At 65.9% G+C, this 20087-nt stretch carries 19 protein-coding genes; 4 read left to right on the plus strand and 15 right to left on the minus strand.

The features are described from left to right. The 7 genes from IB257_RS11215 to IB257_RS11245 are packed head-to-tail and all read right to left on the minus strand — an operon-like array spanning nt 1 to nt 7851. Nucleotides 1-2019 carry a hydantoinase/oxoprolinase family protein gene (locus IB257_RS11215; protein ID WP_119450421.1) on the minus strand — a complete coding sequence of 673 codons (2019 nt, stop codon included), beginning with the start codon at nt 2017-2019 and terminating at the stop codon, nt 1-3. After that, a complete protein-coding gene (locus IB257_RS11220; protein WP_192352834.1) occupies nt 2016-3344 on the minus strand; it encodes an aspartate aminotransferase family protein in 1329 nt (442 codons plus the stop codon). Before IB257_RS11220 ends, IB257_RS11215 begins: the two co-directional genes overlap by 4 nt. Before the next feature lie 19 nt (nt 3345-3363). Further along, nucleotides 3364-4059 (minus strand): ABC transporter ATP-binding protein, encoded by a 696-nt coding sequence (locus tag IB257_RS11225; protein WP_054452146.1) that lies wholly within the window; start codon nt 4057-4059, stop codon nt 3364-3366. Continuing rightward, nucleotides 4046-4825: an ABC transporter ATP-binding protein gene (locus IB257_RS11230; RefSeq protein ID WP_054452145.1), complete on the minus strand. Its 780-nt coding sequence runs from the start codon at nt 4823-4825 to the stop codon at nt 4046-4048. The genes IB257_RS11225 and IB257_RS11230 overlap by 14 nt, the downstream gene beginning before the upstream one ends. After that, nucleotides 4822-5802, minus strand: coding sequence for a branched-chain amino acid ABC transporter permease (locus IB257_RS11235; protein WP_192492314.1), 981 nt, complete (start codon nt 5800-5802; stop codon nt 4822-4824). Before IB257_RS11235 ends, IB257_RS11230 begins: the two co-directional genes overlap by 4 nt. 2 nt (nt 5803-5804) lie before the next feature. Continuing rightward, nucleotides 5805-6680 carry a branched-chain amino acid ABC transporter permease gene (locus tag IB257_RS11240; protein WP_054452143.1) on the minus strand — a complete coding sequence of 292 codons (876 nt, stop codon included), beginning with the start codon at nt 6678-6680 and terminating at the stop codon, nt 5805-5807. 28 nt (nt 6681-6708) lie between these two features. Then, nucleotides 6709-7851 (minus strand): ABC transporter substrate-binding protein, encoded by a 1143-nt coding sequence (locus IB257_RS11245; RefSeq protein WP_054452142.1) that lies wholly within the window; start codon nt 7849-7851, stop codon nt 6709-6711. A gap of 199 nt (nt 7852-8050) precedes the next feature. On the opposite strand from IB257_RS11245, the gene IB257_RS11250 reads away from it, so the two are divergent. Beyond that, nucleotides 8051-8836: an IclR family transcriptional regulator gene (locus IB257_RS11250; RefSeq protein WP_119450418.1), complete on the plus strand. Its 786-nt coding sequence runs from the start codon at nt 8051-8053 to the stop codon at nt 8834-8836. Here the strand turns inward: IB257_RS11250 and IB257_RS11255 are convergent. Further along, nucleotides 8833-10404, minus strand: coding sequence for a sensor domain-containing diguanylate cyclase (locus tag IB257_RS11255; protein WP_225588875.1), 1572 nt, complete (start codon nt 10402-10404; stop codon nt 8833-8835). The two genes, IB257_RS11250 and IB257_RS11255, sit on opposite strands and share 4 nt — an antisense overlap. A gap of 123 nt (nt 10405-10527) precedes the next feature. Continuing rightward, a complete protein-coding gene (locus IB257_RS11260; protein WP_192492316.1) occupies nt 10528-11442 on the minus strand; it encodes a LysR family transcriptional regulator in 915 nt (304 codons plus the stop codon). A gap of 138 nt (nt 11443-11580) precedes the next feature. Between IB257_RS11260 and IB257_RS11265 the strand changes: the two genes are divergently transcribed. After that, complete coding sequence (locus IB257_RS11265; RefSeq protein WP_192492317.1) at nt 11581-12600, plus strand: tripartite tricarboxylate transporter substrate binding protein; 1020 nt, start codon at nt 11581-11583, stop codon at nt 12598-12600. Between the two features lie 66 nt (nt 12601-12666). Then, nucleotides 12667-14271, plus strand: coding sequence for a gamma-glutamyltransferase family protein (locus IB257_RS11270; protein WP_217482916.1), 1605 nt, complete (start codon nt 12667-12669; stop codon nt 14269-14271). 160 nt (nt 14272-14431) lie between these two features. Here IB257_RS11270 and IB257_RS11275 read toward each other — a convergent pair whose 3' ends face one another. After that, the gene (locus tag IB257_RS11275; RefSeq protein WP_054452138.1) at nt 14432-15118 is read right to left on the minus strand and encodes a LytTR family DNA-binding domain-containing protein; all 687 of its coding nucleotides are present in this window, start codon (nt 15116-15118) and stop codon (nt 14432-14434) included. A gap of 113 nt (nt 15119-15231) precedes the next feature. Between IB257_RS11275 and IB257_RS11280 the strand changes: the two genes are divergently transcribed. Further along, the gene (locus tag IB257_RS11280; RefSeq protein ID WP_054452137.1) at nt 15232-16311 is read left to right on the plus strand and encodes a sensor histidine kinase; all 1080 of its coding nucleotides are present in this window, start codon (nt 15232-15234) and stop codon (nt 16309-16311) included. A gap of 10 nt (nt 16312-16321) precedes the next feature. Here the strand turns inward: IB257_RS11280 and IB257_RS11285 are convergent, their stop codons facing one another. The 5 genes from IB257_RS11285 to IB257_RS11305 are packed head-to-tail and all read right to left on the minus strand — an operon-like array spanning nt 16322 to nt 20070. Beyond that, nucleotides 16322-16741, minus strand: a complete 420-nt coding sequence (locus IB257_RS11285; protein ID WP_054452136.1) for an Lrp/AsnC family transcriptional regulator — start codon at nt 16739-16741, stop codon at nt 16322-16324. A gap of 14 nt (nt 16742-16755) precedes the next feature. Further along, the gene (locus IB257_RS11290; RefSeq protein WP_192492318.1) at nt 16756-17496 is read right to left on the minus strand and encodes an arylmalonate decarboxylase; all 741 of its coding nucleotides are present in this window, start codon (nt 17494-17496) and stop codon (nt 16756-16758) included. Further along, entirely contained in the window at nt 17493-18296 is an 804-nt protein-coding gene (locus tag IB257_RS11295) for an ABC transporter ATP-binding protein (RefSeq protein ID WP_119450411.1), read from the minus strand. The genes IB257_RS11290 and IB257_RS11295 overlap by 4 nt, the downstream gene beginning before the upstream one ends. 2 nt (nt 18297-18298) lie before the next feature. After that, nucleotides 18299-19276 (minus strand): ABC transporter substrate-binding protein, encoded by a 978-nt coding sequence (locus tag IB257_RS11300; protein WP_054452133.1) that lies wholly within the window; start codon nt 19274-19276, stop codon nt 18299-18301. 23 nt (nt 19277-19299) lie between these two features. Further along, complete coding sequence (locus IB257_RS11305; RefSeq protein WP_082400822.1) at nt 19300-20070, minus strand: ABC transporter permease; 771 nt, start codon at nt 20068-20070, stop codon at nt 19300-19302. Nucleotides 20071-20087: the final 17 nt, after the last annotated feature.

Genomic DNA, 20087 nt, shown 5'->3' on the forward strand with positions numbered 1-20087 from the left:
CTAGAGAGTGATGATGAGGTTGCCATAGCCGTCGCCGCGGGCATGCGCGCCGGGGTCGATGACGGTGGTGGCGTCCAGTTGTTCGATGATCGCGGGCCCGTTCAGGCCTTCGGCGGGGATGTGCTCGCGTGGGTAGATGGGCGTGTCGGTCCAGCCCGTTTCCGCGAACCACACCGGACGCCGCCGTGGCGGCGCAGCGGCCGTTCCTGTGCTGCGCAGCGAGTCCAGCGATATGGCGTGGCGCTTGCCGACGAGGCTGGTGTCCAGCGTCACCAGAACCGGTCGCAACTCGGAGAGTTCGACCTGGAACCGTTGCCAATAGGCGCGGGCGAAAGCCTCCTGCAGCTGCGCGACGGTGGCGGCGCCGGTTTCGACGGCCACTGTCAACAGATGGCTTTGGCCCTGGAACTGCATCTGCGCGTGATGGAAGATTTCGATGTCGGAGACGGCGATGCCGTCGCGCTCGATGGCGGCATGCCCCAGGGCGATCTGGTCATGCAGGCAGGCCTGCAGATCGGCGTCCGTCAGATCCTTGAGCGGCCGGTTGAAAGACTTTACGAAGTCATGCCGCACATCCGCCACCAGGCAACCCAGGGCGTTGGTCAGTCCGGGGCGCACCGGAATGAGGACGGTCGGTATGGCGAGTTCGCGCGCCAGCGCGACGGCGTGCAGCGGCCCCGCGCCGCCGAAGGCGAAGAGCGCGAAATCGCGGGGATCGTAGCCGCGGGCCAGGCTGACCAAGCGCACGGCGCCGGCCATGTTGTTGTTGCCGATCTGCAGAATGGCCGCCGCAGCCTGCACCGCGTCCAGGCCCAGCGGGCGACCGATGTGCTCCTCGATGCGCGCGGCCACTTCGTCCACGGTGACCGCGCGATCCACGGAGAGCAGGCGATCGGGGTCGAGCCGCCCCAGCACCAGATTGGCGTCGGTCAGCGTCGGCAGTTCGCCGCCGCGTCCGTAGCAGATGGGGCCGGGGCGCGCGCCCGCGCTGTCGGGGCCGACGCGCAGCATGCCGCCGGCCTGCACCCGGGCGATGGAGCCGCCGCCCGCGCCGACGGTATGCACATCGACCATCGGCACGTGCAGGGGCATGCCGTACTCCAGCTCCAGCTCGCTGGATACCTTGGGCACGCTGTTCTCGATGAGCGCGACGTCGGAAGACGTGCCGCCCATGTCATAGGTGATCAGATTCGGGTACCCGGACATCCGGCCGGAATAGGCCGCGGCCATGACGCCCGACGCCGGCCCGGACATGACGGTGTTGATGGCGGCGCGCGCGATGGTGCGCGCCGATACGGTGCCGCCGTTGCCTTGCATCACCAGCAGGTCGTTGCGAAAGCCCGCCGCGGTGAGGCTGCTCTGCAAGCGGTCGATGTAGCGGTCCAGGATGGGCTGGACTGAGGCGTTGACGGCGGCGGCGGTGCCGCGCTCGAACTCGCGGAACTCGGAAATGATGGTGTGGCCGGCGGTGATGTAGTCGTTCGGCCAGTGTTGGCGCGCCAGTTCCAGGGCGCGCAGCTCGTGGGCGGGATTGGCGTAGCTGTGCAGGAAATGTATGACCAGGGCTTCCGCGCCGGTCTGTGCCAGTTCCCGGACCCGGGCTACGAATGCCTCCTCGTCCAGCGCAGTCAGCACCTTGCCTTGGGCGTCCATGCGCTCGGGAACTTCACGCCGCAGCTCGCGGGGGATGAGCGGCACGAAACTGCCCGTCAGTCCGTAGGCGTGCGGCCGGGTGCGCCGGCCGAGTTCGAGCACGTCGCGGAAGCCGTCGGTAGTGATCAGCCCGACCTTGGCGAGCTTGCGTTCGAGTACGGCGTTGGTGGTGGTGGTAGTGCCGTGGACGATGCTGTCCACCCGTTCCAGGGGGACCTCGGTGCGGCGCAATGCCTCGAGCACGCCGAAAGCCTGATTCTCCAGCGTGCTGGGGACCTTGGAGATGCGCACGGCGCCGGATTCGTCATCGACCAGAATCAGATCGGTGAAGGTGCCGCCTACGTCTATGCCTACGGTGACAGTCATGCCAACACCTCTTCGCGGCGCAAGACGTTGAGCGCTGCATGCGCGGTCTCGACGATCTGGGCGATGTCCTGATCCCGCATGGGCGTGGACAGGGCGATGAGTCCATAGCTGGCCATCAGCACGCCGCGGTTCAGCATTTCGCGATTGAAGCGTGCCATGGCCTGAGCCTGTTCCGGACTGGGATAGGCATCGCGGTAGCTGGTCAGCGTCTGCGCCTTCAGATGCAGCTTGACGAGCGATCCCAGCCCGGTGGCCTGGCCTGCGATGCCGGCGTCGGCAAAGGCCTGGTTCAATCCCTGCCGCAGCATGTCGCCGTGACGGTCGAGCTGGGCATAGGCTGCGTTATCCAACAATTGCATGGCGGCCAGTCCGCTCACCATGCTGACGGGGTTGGCCGAGAAGGTGCCGCCGTGGGGTACCGCCGGACGGCCGGCGCTGGGATCGAATACCGCCATCACGTCCGCGCGTCCGGCCACGCCTCCGACGGGAAAGCCGCCGCCCATGATCTTGCCGACGGTAGTCAGGTCCGGCGTGACGCCCAGCCGCGCTTGCGCACCGCCTGGCGCCAGGCGCAGCGTAATGACTTCGTCGACGATCAGCAGGATGCCCAGCTCCGTCGTGACTCGCCGCAGCATGCGCAGATACTCGGGGCTGGCGGGAATCAACCCAACCCGGTTGGGCAGCAGGTCGATCAGCACGCCGGCCAGGCTGGCGGCGTGCGCGCGCAGCAGGGCTTCGGTGGCCTGGCAGTCGTTGAAGGGCAGGATCACGACGTCCGCCGTCACGCCTGCCGGCGTTCCCTGCGAGTGCGCCACCGAGGCGGGCGCGGTTGCCTCACCCCAGTTCGCGGGGCTGGCGTCCAGGCTGGTTTCGGCATGGTCATAGGAGCCGTGGTAGGCCCCCTCGACCTTGGCGATCTTGGGGCGACCGGTATAGGCGCGAGCGGCCTTCAGCGCCATCATCACGGCTTCGGTGCCGGAGTTGGTGAAGCGGATGTGTTCAATGCCCGGCACGCGTTCGGCCAGCAATTCGGCCAGCGCGATTTCGCTCTCGGTCGGCATGCCGAAGGCGGTGCCCAGGTCGATCTGGCGGTGCGCCGCCGCGGCCAGCGCCGGGTGCGCATGGCCGTGGATGAGTGCCGTGAAGTTGTTGATGCAGTCGATCAGCTCGTTGCCGTCGACGTCGCGGACGCGGCAGCCGGCGCCCTGCGCCGCGTAGACGGGGTAGGGCGAAAGATAGACGGTCGTGCGCGTGTTGCCGCCGGGCAGGCTGCGCTTGGCGCGCGTGTGCAGCGCCTGTGAACGGGAGGAAGGATCGGGATACATGGTTTCTCTCAAGCAGGAATTAGCGGCCCAGGTAGGCGTCCCGGACCCGCGGGTGCAGACGTAAGGTCTCGGCCGTGTCGGTCAAGACGATGCTGCCGTTTTCGATGACATAACCGCGGTCGGCCACGCCGAGTGCGAGCACGGTGTTTTGTTCGACCAGCAGGACGGTCATGCCGCCCTCATTGATGCGGGCGATGCGGGCATAGACTTCTTCGGCCAGGCGCGGCGCCAGGCCAAGCGAAGGCTCATCGAGCAGGAGCAGGCGGGGGCGCGCCATCAAGGCGCGGCCGATCGCCAGCATTTGCTGTTCGCCGCCAGACAGGGACCAGCCCAGCTGGCTTGCGCGCTCCTTCAGCCGGGGGAAGAGGTCGTAGACGCGGTCGAAGTCATCGCTGCTGCCGCCACCGCGCACCGAGCCCCCGACTTCCAGGTTCTCCTTCACGGTTAGGCCCGGAAATATTCTGCGGCCTTCCGGGACATGGGCGATGCCCGCCTTTACGCGGCGCTGGATCGGCAGCGTGTCCAGGGAACTGCCGTCGAAGTTCAGTTCACCCGTGGTGGGAAGCAAGCCGGAGATCGCGCGCAGCAGCGTGGTTTTTCCGGCGCCGTTGACGCCAATCAGCGCCACGGCCTCGCCAGCGCGCACATCCAGATCGATGCCGCGCAATGCGACGATGTCGCCGTAGGCCGCACCCAGGTTTCTACACTGCAACATGCTGGTAGCCTCCTCCAAGATAGGCTTCGAGCACCGCGGGATCGGACTGCACCTCGGCGGGGGTGCCTTCGGCCAGCTTGGCGCCGAAGTTGAGCACCGCCACGTTCTCGGCCAGCCGCATCACCATGCCCATGTTGTGCTCGATCAGCACGACCGATAGCCGGTGCTGTTCGCGCAGGCGCCGCAACAGGTCCATCAGTTGTTCGACCTCGCCGGAATTCAGACCGGCCGCAGGCTCGTCCAGCAGCAACAGCCGCGGCCGCGCGACCATGACTCTGGCCATCTCGACCAGTCGGCGGTTGCCGTAGGACAGCGAACCTATGCTGCGGTCGGCCAGCGTGTGCAGGTCGAACTGGCGCAGGGTGTCGTAGGCGGCATCACGGGCGGCGCGTTCGCGCTCCCGCGTGGATCGGGGGCGCAGCAGCAGCGCGCTCAGCGAGCGCGGGTCGCGCATGGCGGCGCCCAGCATGACGTTTTCCAGGACGCTGAGGCGCGTGAACAGTCGGCCGCTTTGGAAAATCCGGCCTATGCCCGCGTGGATGATCGCGTGCGTGGGCAGTCCGGTCAGCACTTTGCCGTCGAAGCTGACCTGTCCGGATGTGGGGGGAACCAGGCCGGTCATCACATTGAGCAGGGTGCTTTTGCCGGCGCCGTTCGGGCCGATGATGGCGTAGAACTGGTTGGCGCCGATCTCCAGGCTGACGTTCGACAGCGCCTGCACGCCGCCGTAATGCTTGCTGATGTTCTGTACTTGCATGAGGCTCATGACAGGCTGCTTCCATGGACCACGCCGCGCCGGCCGCTGCGTTTGGCGCGCCGGCGGTAGGTGGCCGGGTCGACAAGGCTGATCAGGCCGCGGGGCAGCACGATCAGGATGACCAGCACCAGAACGCCGAAAACCAGCAGATAGGCGTTGCCGACGCCGCGCAGCAGTTCGGGCAGCAGGGTCACGCTTACCGCGCCCAGGATCGCGCCGACGATGCTGCCTTCGCCGCCCACGACCAGCATGGCCAGGTAGATGATGGAGTGGGAGAAGTTGAAGTCCTCGGGCGAGACAAAGCGTATGTGGAAGGCGAACAGGCAGCCGGCCACGGCCGCGTAGGCGGCGCCCAGCGTGAAGGCCGCCACCTTGACCTCGGTGACCGGCAGTCCCGTCATGGCCGAGGCCAGCTCATCGTCGCGCACCGCCATCAGCGTGCGGCCCGCATGCGAATGGCGGATGCGCGCGGCCAGCAGGGCCAGCAAGGTCAGCACCGCCAGCGAGAACAGGTAGAAGCTGGGTTCGTCGTCGAGCTTGATGGCGCCCAGCGAGAGCGGCGCAATGCCGGAGATGCCGTTCGTGCCCCCTGTGACGTCGATCCAGTTGGAAACGACGATGGTGAAGCTGACGTTCAGCCCCAAGGTTGCCAGCGCCAGGTAATGCCCCTTCAGGCGCAGCAGGATACGGCCGGTGACATAGGCGGTCAGGCAGGTGGCGGCAATGGCGAGCAGCGCCGCCAGCCAGGGATTCCAGCCGTGGGACGTGGTCAGGACGGCCACCAGGTACGCGGCCACGCCCATGAAGGCGGCGTGCGCAAGCGAGATGAGGCCGGCATAACCGAACACGAAGTTCAAGCCGATGACGGCAATGGCCGAGATGACGGCGGTATTGGCAAGACGGTTGCCGTAGCCCTGGGTATAGAGGGGCAGGGCGGCGGCCAACGCCAGGACGGCCAGACCGCAGAGCAGATGGGATCGTTTCATGGTCAGCCCCGATCGGCGATGCGTTCGCCGAAGATGCCCTGCGGCCGCAGCAGCAGGAAGAGAATCATGATTCCAAAGGCCAGCAGGTCCTTGTAGGTGGAGGACAGGTATGCCGCGCCAAGAATTTCTATCAAGCCCACCACCAGCCCGCCCGCGATCGCGCCGGGTACGCTGCCGAATCCGCCGATGATGGTGGCGGCGAAGGCCTTCAGCGCGACGGCATCGCCCATGTTGACGTCGGCGAACCACATGGGCCCCACCAGCAGGCCGGCAAAGCCCGCGAACACGGCCGCCAGCAGCCAGGCGAAGCCCAGCAGCAGGCGCACCGGCAGGCCCATCAGCCTCGCGGTCTCGACGTCCTGCGCCACCGCTCGCATCGAACGGCCGATGGAAGTACGGTGCAGCAGCGCATAGAGACCGGCGATCAACAGCAGCGTGATGATGATGGTGGCCAGGGCGTGCACCGTGATGACGCCGCCGGCCAGGCTGATGGTGCCGTCGCCGAAAGGCGACGGCATGCGGAAGGGCCAGGCGTCCCAGATCAGCAACGCGCCGTTCTGCATGGCGATGCCGGCGGCCACCGTGCCGATGATGACCGTCACGACGGGACGGTTCTGCAGCGGCAAGTGGACCAGGGCATAGAACAACAGGCCGAAGACCGCCATCATCGCGATGGCCACGGGATAGGCCAGGGCTGCGGGCCACTGGGCCTGGATGATGGTGCTGACCCCGAAGAAAGTGCCCAGCATGACGAACTGGCCGGCGGCGAAGTTCACCACGCTGGTGGCCGAATACACGATGACGAAGCCCAGCGCGGCCAGGGCGTAGACGCTGCCGAGCGCGACGCCGTTGACCAGCAGTTGGATCATTTCCTGCATGGAGTTCCCCTTGTGGCGCCGGCCATGCTCAGTCGACCTTGATGGTGCTGATGAACTGCATGTCCTTGCTTCCCTTGGCGAACTTCACGATCGCGACATCGTGCACGCCGTTGCCTTTGGCATCGAAGCTGTAGACGTGCGAAACGCCCTGATAACCCTTCAGGTCCTTGAGATAGGCCTGGAGCTTTTGCGGGTCGGCGCCGACGGCGTTGATGGCCTGGGCCATCAGCATCGCGCCGTCGTAGTACGCGGCGCCATAGGGATCGGCGTCCATGGAGAAGCGTTGCTTGAAGCGTTCCGCGTAGTTCTTGCCCTTGTCGGTCGCGGGCAGATAGGTGTCGATCACGCCCCAGACGTTGTCCAGATCGGCTGGCGACAACAGTTGCATGGCGGCCGGGACAAAGGCAGCCGACGAGGCCACCACGGGCTGCTTCAGACCCAGCATCTTGATCTGGCGCAGCACCATCGCGCCGTCCTGCGGGTAGACGAAGGCGAGGATGACGTCGGCGCCCTTGTTCTTCAGGCTGAGAATCTGCGCCGACATGTCCTTGTCGTTCTGGCCATAGGCTTCCGTGCCGACGGGGGTGATGCCCTGATCCTTCAGGAAGGCCGCCGCGGCATTGGCGCCGCCCTGGCCGAAATCATTCTGGATGTAGAGGATGCCGGGCTTGGACAGCTTGAGCTCATCCTTGACGAAGCGCGCCATGGCGACGGCCGCCGTGCTGTCCTGCGGGCGGATGCGGAACAGCCAGGGATTGCGCAGATCCGCGACGGCATCGGCGCCGCCGGCGTACATCGCAGGAATGCCGGCCTTCGCCACTTCCGGCGCGACGGCCATGTTCTGGGTGCTGTAGCTGGTGAGAAAGGTGAAGGCGGGCTTGTTCTCCTGCGCCAGCTTCACGTAGGCATTGACGGCCGTGCCGTTGGACGCCTGGGCGTCCTCGAACACGAACTTGACCGGCTTGCCTTGCAGGCCGCCCGCCTTGTTGATGTCGTCCTCGGCCAGCTTGAGGGAATTGAAGTATTGCTTGCCGGTCAGCGACAAGGGGCCGGTGAGGGGCACGGTGGCGCCTACCACCACGTTCTGGGCGTAGGCCGCGTTGGCAAGGCTTGCCAGGGCGACGGCCGGTAGAACGCGGCGGGCAAGGGTGAGGATGTTCTTGAAAGACATGATGCTGCGCTCCTGTAACGATCAACGTTGAAGGCGGGGCGGCTTTCCCCAGGGTTTTTGATGGCTTTCTCGTCGTTCCGAAAATCGGTACAACGTTCCTTTTTTCGGTATAATAAAAAACAGCCGGCAAGGACAGCAAGACCGGGTTTTCCCGGCATGGGCGTTCGGCCGCCCTACAATGCGCGTCCAAGGAACGCCTATGAGCCAAGATTCCAAACTCCCCCCCCTAGAGCGCTACACCCGCATCCTCGAACTGCTCGCCTCCTTTCCCGACGGCCTGGCCCTCACGGAAATCGCGCGCATGCTGGCTTTACCCAAGACCAGCGCGCATCGACTGCTGGGCACCATGCAGGACTCACAACTGGTGGATCTGGCCGCAAGCACCTATGTGCTGGGTGCGCGGGTGAAGCGGCTGGCATACGCCAGCGCAGATACGGAGTGGATAGGCGCGGTGGTGCGCCCGCACCTGGCCGACCTGGCGGCCGAGACCGATGAAACCTGCTACCTGGCGAAGCTGCACAGCGGTCACCAGGTGTCATCCGTGCTGATGGAAGCGCCCGATACACCCTGGCGCGGATTCGTATTGCCCGGCAAGGGCATGGCGCCGCATGCGGCCGCATCGGCCAAAGCCATTCTTGCGTTTCAAGCGCCCAAGGTCATCGATGCCGCGCTGGCGGAACCGCTACCGCGCTTGACCGCGCATACCTGCGTGGATAGCCGCCGCATCAGAGACGAGTACGCCCAGGTCCGTCAGCAGGGCTACGCGACCTGCATCGGCGAAATCGATGAGGGCCTGGCGGCGTTGGGCGTGCCGGTGCATCTGCCGCATCTGGGCGTGATCTACAGCCTTGGCGTTACGGGACCTTTGCAACGCCTGAAGTCGAAGAACCTCGAGGCGTTGGCGGCCATCATGCAGCGCTACGCAGAAAGGGTCGCGCATGCTTTGGCCGCGGGGTATACGCGGCGTCCTGCGGACGAAGGCTAGGCCTGCGGACTCGCCGCCGACCAGACCTCCACCCGATCACGTCCCGCATTCTTCGCCCGGTACAAGGCCTCATCCGCCTTCGCCATGACCTTGTCGATGTCGGCATCATCCGCCGGCCACAGCGCGATGCCGATGGACACCGTGACACGCCCCACCGCTTGCGGCACGGCATGGCTTGCCGTCGCAGCCCGGATGCGTCCGGCGACCATCTCCGCCGTGTCACGCGAGGCGTTGGGCATCACGATCAGGAACTCTTCGCCGCCGACGCGGCACGGCGCGTCTTCCCCTCGCACACAGGTCTTGAGGATGGCGGCCAGCGCGATCAGCACCTGATCGCCGGCCGCGTGCCCGTAGGTGTCGTTCACGCGCTTGAAGTGGTCCAGGTCCAGCGCGAGCGCCGCGAAAGGCTGCTGGGTCTGGCGCAGGGTGGCGATCTGCAGCGCCAGGCCCCTGCGGTTGAAGAGGCCCGTCATCGGATCGGTGATGGTGTCCGTGTTCAGCTTGTCGAGCCGCCGGGTTTGGGAGCTCTGGCTCATCGTCACGGCGTTCCGCAGGCGGGCAGCTTCGTAGTACCAGCCCTTGACCCTGTCCAGATCTCCAGCGGATGCGCCGGGCTGGTCCCGTTCGATGATCTGCGCCAGTTCCTCCAGCGGCCGCGAGATCCAGCGGCCCAACAGATAGATGACCAGGAACATGATCAGCCCCACCGGCAAAGCGTAGAGCACGATCCTGTCGGTCAGGCTCCGCAGCGGGCGCAGCGTTTCGTCCAGCGGGCGTTGCGCCACGACGCCCCATCCGCCGTTCTTGAGCGCGGCGTAGCCGGCCAGGAGGTGCGCGCCGCGGGTGTTGACCACGGGCATCGCACCCGTCTCGCCGCGCAGCACGGCTTCGACCACGGCGTTGCTTCTTTCGCTGGTGCCGATGCGATCCTTGTCCTTGTGGTAAATGATGGTGCCGTTGCCGTCGACGACATACAGGTAGGATCCGTCGCGGTAGAAGTGCTCGCCTACCAGTTTGTCGAACTCGTTGCCTTGCCGAAGGTGGATGGCCGTGAGAATCGTGCCGGCATAGTTGCCCTTGGCATCACGAAAAGGCTCGGAAAACGCCAGTATCAGCTGGCCCTCCATACCCACGTAGGGGGTCGATATCTGGCCCTTCAGATGTTGGGCGCCCGTCGCCAATTGTTGGCGCACCAGCGTCCTGCCTTCGAAGCCCGCGTCGGAGGGAGCGGTGGCGAGGATGGTGCCGCTACTGTCGGCGATGGCGGCCGTCATGACGCCGTCGCTCTGATGGACGAGGCGCGCGAGTTCGTCTTCCATGGCGGGTTTCGAACCCAGCAGGCCAGGCGCTCGCTCGGCTGACAGGAGCAATTGCCGCTGTATGGATTCGATGTAGATGTCGGTGACTTCCGCCAGCTTGACCGCATAGGCCCGGTTGGCCTCGAGGGTGTTGGCAATCAACTGCTCGCGCTGCACCAGGTAGGCCGCGTACAGGGTGTTGACGAAGGCGATGATTCCGCTCGCGAGCGCCAGCACGGTGACAAGGCGGCGCAGTTTCAGTCTGGGCATCGCGGCAGTGGTCAATGCGGAGCTCCTTCAATCATTCACTCTGACCATTGAATCGGGGCCTTCCGCGCCTGGCCGAGCCTGCGCGCGTGTAGAACTTCAGTTTTGCGGCAAGCCTGCGCCAAGTCAAGAATCGCGTGAACGGGCGCCTGTGGATAGCGCTTCGATCAGGTGCTCGATGAACGCGGCCGTCGCTTCGGGCAACCGGGCGTGGCTGGCGGTCTGCACTTGCAGCGTGCGTTCGGCGAAGACGGCTTGCTGCAAGGACACGGCCACCAGCGCGCCGCTGCGCAGCGGTTCGGCGAGCGTGATCTCGCCGGCCAGCGTGACGGCATGGCCGGCCTCGACGATGGCGCGAATGACCGATGACGAGTTGCTCGAATAGGCGATGTCGAAAGGCGGCCCGTCGCCGCCCGCCGCCGAGCTGTCGAACAACAGGCGCACGGTGGTGCCCGAGTCGGTCAGCGCGATCGGGTAGCGGCGCAGGTCGTCCAAGGACACGCTGGCGCGTTTGGCGAGAGGATGGTCCGGGACCATGATGGCGCGAACGGGCGAGACGATTTCGTAGCGCACGGCGATGCCGTTGCCCGCGTTCAGGCTGAAGGCCAGGCCCACGTCGATGCTGTTGTCGCGCAGGCGCTGCGTCACGACGCCGGGCGAGCCGATGTGCACCTGGAACGCTACATCGGGATGCAGGGCGCGGTACGCGCCCAGGATGGGCGGCAGCACGTTGCGCGCCACGGCTTCGTTGGAGCCTATGCGGATGGTCGTCAGCTCCGCATGACGCAGGCTGCGGATATCGCGCAGCACGTGTTCGGCATCCATGGCGACGCGGCGCGCATAGTCGGCCAGCATTTCGCCGGCCCGGGTCAGCTCCATGCCATGCGGGCGCCGTTCAAACAGGGCCGCGCCGCAGTCATCCTCCAGTTTGGCGATCTGCCGGCTGATGGCGGAGGGCGCTACGTGGAGGCTCGTGGCCGCGTCCTTGATGCTGCCTGCGCGTACGACCTCGAGGAAGTAGCGGTGCGCGGTGCTGAGCATGTCGTGATTCTCAAAATAGCAATTGGCATGCTAATTATTGATATTGATTGCCGCAAAAGCAATTCATAGAATGGGCCGACCAGGGCCGCCAGGATAGGCAACAGACCCGCCTACGGCGCTTCAACCAAGGGGAATCGCATGGCTAGTGTTGTATGTAAATCGGACCGCGCCGCCGCGCGCCCGCAGGGACTCGGCATTCTGAAGCGCGCCTTTGCCGCGCTGGCGTTGTCGGCGGCTACCGGCGCGGGGGCGGCTGATTTTCCGCAGCGTTCGCTTCAGCTGATCCTGTCGTTTCCACCGGGCGGAGCGACGGACGTGCTCGCTCGCGAGCTCAGCCAGAAGCTGGGCGACACGCTGGGCCAGTCGGTGGTGGTGTTGAACCGCCCCGGCGCTGGCGGCTTGATCGGCATGCAGGCGGCGGCGCGTTCCGAAGCCGACGGCTACACGCTGTACATCTCGTCGGTGATGTCCAACTCCATTTACGAAGCGCTCAATGGCAAGCAGCAGGTGTCGCTGGACGGCGACTTCGATGCGGTGGGCGCGATCGCCAGCGCCCCGCACATCCTGGTCACCCCCGCGACGCTGGGCATCAAGGACTATGCCAGCCTGGTGGCCTATCTGAAGGCAGCGCCGGGCAAGTACAACTACGCGTCGATGGGCGCGGGCACCCTGTCCAACCTGGAGGGCGAGATCTTCAAGGAGCAGGCGGGCGTGGACGCATTGCAGATCCCGTACAAGGGCAGCAGCCAGGCCTTGCCCGAAGTCATCTCGGGCGCGTCGGTCTTCATGTTCGACAGCGTGACCAGCTCGCTGCCGCATAAACAGGGCGGCCGCATCGACGTGCTGGGCGTGGCCTCGGCCAAGCGTCTGCCGGTCATGCCTGACGTACCCACGCTCAAGGAGCTGGGCGTGCAGGGCCTGGAGGCGGAGAACCTGTTCGCGTTGATGGCGCCCAAGGGAACGCCCAAGGACCGCCTGGACATCGTGGCCCGCGCGCTGGCCAAGGCGCAGGGCGACGCGGGATTCCGCAAGGCCATCGAGGCGCAGGGCTTCCAGATCAGCGAGATTCCGGCTCAGACCCTGCCCAAGTTCATCCTGGACCAGCAGGCGTTCTGGCGCGACAAGGTCAAGGCCCTGAACATTACTGCGGGCAAATAGCGGCCGTCCCGGCTTTCTTGCTGGCCGCCCGCGGGCGGCCAGCCCCTAACTTCCGACCCGACTTCCATGCCCATTCCGAACGATCCCTTCTGGCAGCTTCCTTATGCATCGCAACGCATGCCCCTGCTTGCGGACAACGTGGTCAGCACGTCGCAGCCACTGGCCAGCGCTGCCGGCCTGCAGATGTACGCGCGGGGCGGCAACGCGATCGACGCGGCACTCGCCACTGCCATTGCGCTGACCGTCGTGGAGCCATGCATGAACGGGATCGGCGGCGACATGTTCGCCATCGTCTGGCATGGCGGGCGCCTGCATGGGCTGAATGCGTCGGGGCGCGCGCCGGCCGCCTGGGAAACGGCCAGGTTCGCGCATCTGGATGGCATGGACCCGATAGGCTGGGGCAGCGTGACGGTACCCGGTGTCGTGTCGGGTTGGCGCGCGATCTGGGAGAAATTCGGTTCGCTGCCGTTCGAGGACTTGTTCGAGCCCGCCATACGCTATGCGCGGGACGGCTATCTGGTTTCGCCCACGGTGCATCGCCAGTGGCAGAAGCAGGTGCCGCGCCTGAGCGGGCAGCCGGGCTTTGCCGAGTCCTTTGCGCCCGGGGGCCGCGCGCCCTTGCCCGGCGAGCGCTTCTCCAGCCCTGGCCAGGCCGCCACGCTGGAGAGCATCGCCCGCAGCAAGGGCGAGAGCTTCTACCGCGGCGAGCTGGCCGCGGCGATAGCCGCCCACGCGCGCAACACGGGCGGCTATATCACCGAGGCCGACATGGCGGGCCATACGGCTGACTGGGTGGAGCCGATAGGCATGCGCTACCGCGACCTGGAGCTCTACGAGATTGGTCCCAATGGCCAGGGCATCGGCGCATTGATGGCCTTGGGCATGCTGGAACGTTTCGACCTGGCGGATTGCGGGCGCGACAGCGGCCGCGCGCTGCATCTGCAGATCGAGGCCATGCGCCTGGCGTTCGCGGACCTGTACGAACATGTGGGCGATCCGGCCCACATGCAGGTGTCGAGCGCGCAGCTGCTGGAACCCGCCTATCTGGCGGAACGGGCAAAACTCATCGATCCGGATCGCGCGGGCGAACCCCGGGCCGGCAATCCGCACAGCGGCGGGACGGTGTATCTGACCGCGGCAGACCGGCACGGCACCATGGTGTCGTTCATCCAATCCAACTTCAAGGGATTCGGTTCCGGCGTGGTGGTGCCGGGAACGGGCATCGCCATGCAGAACCGGGGCTGGGGCTTTTCAACGAAGGCCGGGCATCCCAATGTGGTGGCGCCAGGCAAGCGGCCGTTCCACACCATCATTCCAGGCTTCCTGATGAAGGGCGGGCAGCCTTTGATGAGCTTTGGCGTCATGGGCGGCTCCATGCAGGCGCAGGGCCATCTTCAAGTGACGAGCCGGCTGGCCGACTTCGGCCAGAATCCCCAGGCAGCGAGCGACGCGCCGCGCTGGCGCATCAAGGATGACAACGTGGGCGTGGCGGTGGAGTGGAACGTCCCGCCGGATGCTGTCGAGCACCTGCGCGCATGCGGCCACAAGGTCGATGTGGCGCCGCGCTTTGATCTGGAGTTCGGCAGTGCGCAGATGGCCTACCGGCTGGAGCAGGGAGGCTATCTGGCGGCGTCGGATCATCGCAAGGACGGCTACCCCATAGGCTATTGACGCCGTCTTCCTGGGGCATGTTTGGTCGAGGAAAATCCCCGTTTCGTCGAAAACTGCGTGATGTCTCGTGGCCGGCCGATGACAATCGGCACATTTCCGGCCCGAACCGATGCGGCAACGGTCCTATCCCGACGCTGGCCACAATGGCCGACCCGTCGCGTCAGCGCTGCGCCACCGCGCGCCGCAGGCGCTGCGACGCGACCCGTCCCAGCACCACGGGCGCAACGCCGTTGTTGAACGCGACCTCGGTCTGCGCGCCGGGCAGCTGCGACAGGTGGGAGACATGTTCCAGATTCATGATGACCGACCGCGACAAGGCGCAGAAGGGCGGACTGGGCAGCTGGGCCGCCAGGCGCTTGAAGGTGATGTGCATCAGCTCGTTGGCGTGCGCGGCGCTGCAAAGCATCACGTAGTCGCCTTGCGCCTGCGCCATGGTCAGTTCATGGATCTTGATGATCTTGGTGCCGTTGCGCGTTCGCAGCGTCAGGTGGCCGCCAGCGCGCGGGCGCAGCCGCGCCAGCGCCTGTTCAAGCCGGCCCGGACGCACGGGCTTGAGCAGGTAGTCGACGGCCTGTACGTCGAAGGCGCGGGCGGCGTAGTCGCTGTGCGCGGTGACGAAGACGACGGCGGGTGGGACTTCCAGCTGGTCCAGCAGGTCGAAACCCGTGGCGGCAGTGAGTTCGATGTCCAGGAACAGGGCATCCGGACGATGCTCGCGGATCAGCGTTCGCGCCAATTCCAGGCAGTCGGCTTCGCCCGCGACATGGACGTCGGGCGAGGCTTCGAGCAGCCGGCGCAGGTAGCGCCGCGCCGGGGCTTCATCGTCGATGACAAGCACACGCAGCATTTTCCTCCCTGGCGCCATGGTGTGGCGGGTATAGTCGTCCGGTCTGGCACGCGGGTAAATATAAGGCCTATGCAGTTTCCAGAGAACCCTTTGCCCGTCCGGGGGGCGCATCCATGAAGTTCGCATCGATCGGCCAGGGTTTGAGTCCAGGGGAGTCCTCGCTTGGCTTCTGGCGGGCGCAGACGCTGGGATGGCTCTTTCTCGCGATCGTGGGCTTCTTCATCCGGTTGGCGGTGTTCGGCAATGCCACCGCAGCCTTCTGGCTTACCGTGGCGCTGGAACCGCTGGCATTCGTCCTGACCAGCGGGGCGGCCGTGCTGCATGGCCGCCGTGCGGGCAAAGGCGATCCGCCCTTGCTGGTGCTGGTCTGCGCGGTGTTGTTCTGCCTGACCGCCTCGGCCTTGCTGGCGTCGATCGCCTATGGCATCCACAGCCTGTTTCTGCCTGGCGCAATCCGCGTGCTGCCGGGCAACCAGTACCGGCTGGGCTTTCTCTACTACATGGGCATGCTCTCGATCTGGACGCTGATCTATTTCGGCGTCTCGGCCGAGCTGAACGCACGCAGCGAGCGCCTGTCCAAGATGAAGGCGGAGACGCGCTCCTTGAGACTGGAGCTTGAGCATCTGCAGCTGCAGATCGAGCCGCACTTCCTGTTCAACTCGCTGAACACCATCGTGGCCGAGATCGCCGATCGGCCTGCCATCGCAGAGGAAATGACGCGCAGCCTGGCCGAGTACCTGCGCTATTCGCTGGACCGGCGCGGACGAGGCTTGTCCAGGCTGGAGGAGGAGATCGAGGCCGCCGAAGCCTATGTGCGCATCCAGGCGCTGCGCTTTGACAAGCGGCTTGAATTGCGCAGCCAGATCGATCCGGCCACGCTACGGATCAGTGTTCCGCGCATGACGCTGCAGGGACTGGTGGAAAACGCGATCAAGCACGGCATGCGTTCGGAACACGCGCATTTCCCGATCAGCATACGCACGCGTTTGCAGGGCGATGAACTGCTCATCGAAGTGGACAATCCCGGCCGGCTGCACGCGCCCTTCGATCTGGCCAGCGGCGGGGGCGGACTAGGGAATCTGTGCAGGCGGTTGACGCTGAGGTATCCGGACAGGCATCAGTTCGTGCTGGAGCAGCGCGGGGAAAGAACCGTCGCGCAGATAAGGCTGCGGGGCGAGCCGCTGCCGGCCTAGCGCGCCGGTTTCAGCGGTACGTCGCGAGCAGGATGCTGGTTTCGGTGGCCGCGATGCCCTTGATCAGGCGCACGCGTTCCAGCACCTTGGACAGATCTGCAGTGGAATCTGCGCGTATTTCGGCCAGCAAGTCCCAACGGCCGTTGGTGTCGTGCAGCTGCTCGACGCTCGGCTCGCCCAGCAGGCTGGCCAGCACGGCGCGCGTCTGGTTGCCGTCGACGGTAATGCCCATCCAGGCGCGCAGGCCGTCCTGGTCGGAGTCAGGGCGCAGCTTGAGCGTATACCCGGCGATGAGCCCGTCCTCCTCCAGCTTGCGCAGGCGGTTGGAGACCGTGCCGCGCGACACGCCGGCCTTGCTGGCCAAAACGGAAAGCGGCGTGCGCGCGTCGCGCCGCAGAATGCCGATCAGTCGGGTATCGATTTCATCCATGACGGGTCCGGATTTCAATATTCCCGGAACAGCCGGCCATAGCCGTCCATCCGGTCGTGGATCCCCGCCAGCCGCAGGCAATGCCACATGCTGGCCTGATTGCTGCCGATCACGGGCTTGCCCAGCCTGTCCTCCAGACGTCCGAGGATGGCGGTGGAGCGCAGCGCGCCGCAGCTGATGAAGACGGCATCGGCATCGGGCCGGTCCACGGCACAGGCGAATTCGTACAGATAGTCGGCCGAGACCCGGTTCATGGTTTCGTCGTCGGGCAGACCCAGGCCCTGCAGCGAGACGACTTCGTGGCCGCTGCTTTCGAAGTAAGCGCGCTCCAGTTCGTTGACGGCATCGTCATAGGCGGTGGCAACCGCCAGGCGGCGCGCGCCGACCGCGTCCAGCGCCTGCGTGACGCCGTCCAGCAGCGTGGCCACGGCCGCGCCGGGGCGGGCCTGCGCGAGTAGCGCTCGTACCTTGTCGTTGCCGATCACGAAGCTGCCCGCGGTGCAGTTGTAGCAGACCACGTCGATATCGCGACGCCCTGGCGCCAGGCTGTCCAGGGCCTGAAGCAGTCCGCCCTCCATGCCGGCCAGGCTTTGCACGGTGCAGGCCGTTGCCATGGGCACGCGGGCAAAGCTCAGGCCCACGCCGTCGGGAGCCATGGCGTGCATTTCGCCCTCGGTCAGGCCGGCATTTGCCACGCACAGGAAAGCCAGGCGGGCCCGGGGGTAGGGGCCGGCGTCGTAGCGGACGGGATTCATTCCGTCATCCCCGCGGCGTCGAAGCACTCGCGTATGACCGTGGCCGCCTTGACGAAGTTGGGGTGCCCGACCATGGCGTAGTTGCGCGGACGCGGCAGATCGATGTCGACGGTCAGCGCCACGCGGCCCGGCCGCTTGCTCATCACCACCACGCGGTCGGACAGGAACACCGCTTCGGAGATGCTGTGGGTAATGAACATGACGGTCTTCTTGCTTTCCAGCCATACCCGTTGCAGCTCCAGGTTCATGGCTTCGCGCGTCATCGCGTCCAGGGCGCCGAAGGGTTCGTCCATCAGCAGGATGTCGGGGTCGTGGATCAGCGCGCGGCATAGCGCCACGCGTTGCTGCATGCCGCCGGACAATTGGTGCGGCAGGCATTTTTCAAAACCTTCCAGTCCGCTCAGCTTGATCAGTTCTCGCAGCCGGGCCTCATGACGCGCCGCGGGCAGTTTGCGCATCTCCAGCTGCAGCGAGATGTTCCCGACGACGTCGCGCCATGGCAGGAGCGCCGCACGCTGGAACACGATCCCCACGTTGGCGCCCGGCTCGGTCACGCGCTCGCCAAGCACGCGGATCTCGCCGGCGGTGGGCGGCGTCAGGCCGGCGACTGCCCGCATCAAGGTGCTCTTGCCGCAGCCGGAAGGGCCGAGCACGGAGAGGAACTGGCCTTCGGGTATGGCAAGGTCGATGCCGTCGACCGCGACATAGGAACCGAAGCGCTGGACCATGCCGCGGATGTCGATCGCCGTATCGGGCGCGCCCGCTGCGGGAGCGAGCGTCAAGGCTGCGTGCTGTGCCATATCTAGTCCCTGTTGTAGTCGTTGGTGTAGAGCGTGCTGGTCGGGACCGGGCTGGCGATCTGATTCGATTGCACGAACTGGTCGACCATGGCCTGCCAGTCCTTCTCCGCAGAGACGCCGAACGGCAATCCCTTGGTGTTGGGCGTGCCGGCGGCCTGCAGCGAAAGCTGCAGCTGGCGCACCAGTTGCTCGCGATTGCGCGCCTGTTCCGGACGTTGGCGCACCAGGGCGTCGACCGAGGCGGCCGGGTCGGCCAGGGCCGCCTCGTAGGCCTTGCGCGTGGCGCGCAGGAAGCGCCGAGCCGTTTCGGGATTGGCCTCCAGCCATTTGGTATTGGCCGCCAGCCCGCCTTCCAGCGCGTTGACGCCGAAGTCGGCATAGAAAAAGTAATGCACCTTTGCGCCCTGCGCTTCCAGCGGCGGGATATGGAAGTAGGTGACGCCCGTGATGGCGTCCGCGCGGCGTTGCAGGAACAGGGCGGTCTTGGTGCCCACGGCGGGCGCGATGACATTGATCTTCTTCTGGTCCACGCCGTTCAGGGCGGCCAGCACTGGGAACATCTGAGCCGTCGACTCGGATGCGCTCATGCCCAGCACCTTGCCTTCCAGGTCCTTGGGCGCGCGCACCGGAGCGTCCGCGTGGCTGATGATGACCATGGGAGAGCGTTGGTGCACGGCGAAGACGGCCTTCAGCGGCATGCCCGCGGCGACGCCCTTGAGCATGGTGCCGTAGTCCATGAAGCCGATGGGATCGATGCCCTGCGCCACCAGTTTCGCGGTGTTGCTGGAGCCGCTGCCTTCGCCGATGCTCAGGTCTATGCCTTCGGCCTTGTAGAGGCCTTTGTCTATGCCGTAGTACAGCGGCGCGTGCGTGCCGTAGATGCTGTAGTCCAGGCGCAGGCTCAGCTTCTCCTGCGCGCCGGCCGCGCCTGCGGCCAGCAGGCAAGCCAGGGTCCAGCCAAGTCGAGTCGTGAATTTCATGATGGAGTCTCCGGAGGGCGGGGTCAGACAGAGGGCAGGGCGTCGCTGCGCACGCTGATGTGCCAGGGAATCAGGAATCGTTCGGAAAACTCGACCAGGTAGTAGAAGACCAGGCCGATGAGCATGAGCGCGACCAGCACCGCGAACAGCAACGTCGTGTCTAGGTTGGCGTTGGCGGACAGCAGCACGTAGCCCAGGCCGCTTTCGGCGCCCACCCATTCCCCCACCACCGCGCCGACCGTGGCGAAAGCAATGGCGACCTTCAGGCCGGAGAAGATCTGCGGCAACGCATACGGCAGCCGGATGCGCAGAAAGGTCCGCAGGGCGCCCGCCCGCATCGAGCGGGCCAGGTCGTTGAGGTCCGCGTCCACGGAACGCATGCCCGCCACCGTGCTGACCACGATGGGGAAGAAGGCCACCGAGAATGCGATCAGGATCTTGGGAAACAGGCCCAGGCCGAACCAGATGATGATGAGCGGCGCGACCGCTACCTTGGGAAACGCCTGCGACACCACCAGCAGCGGCATGATGGCGCGCTCCAGCGGACGCGACCACACCAGCAGGATGCCCAGCGGTATGCCGACGGCGATGCTCAGCAGGAAGCCGCCCAGCGTCTCGACGGACGTGACCCAGGAGTGATGTCCCAGGAACGCCGAGTCGGTCCACAGCCGTTCGAGCACGCTTAGCGGCGGCGGCAACAGGTAGGCTGGCAGGCCGAACAGCGGTATCGCGAAATGCCACAGAAGCAGCACTCCCATGACCGCGATGGTTGGATACATCCAGTTCTTCAACACGGCAATTCCCCTTGTAT

Origin of the sequence: Achromobacter sp. ACM03 (assembly GCF_014851665.1) — a bacterium.
Lineage (GTDB): Bacteria > Pseudomonadota > Gammaproteobacteria > Burkholderiales > Burkholderiaceae_B > Achromobacter > Achromobacter aegrifaciens.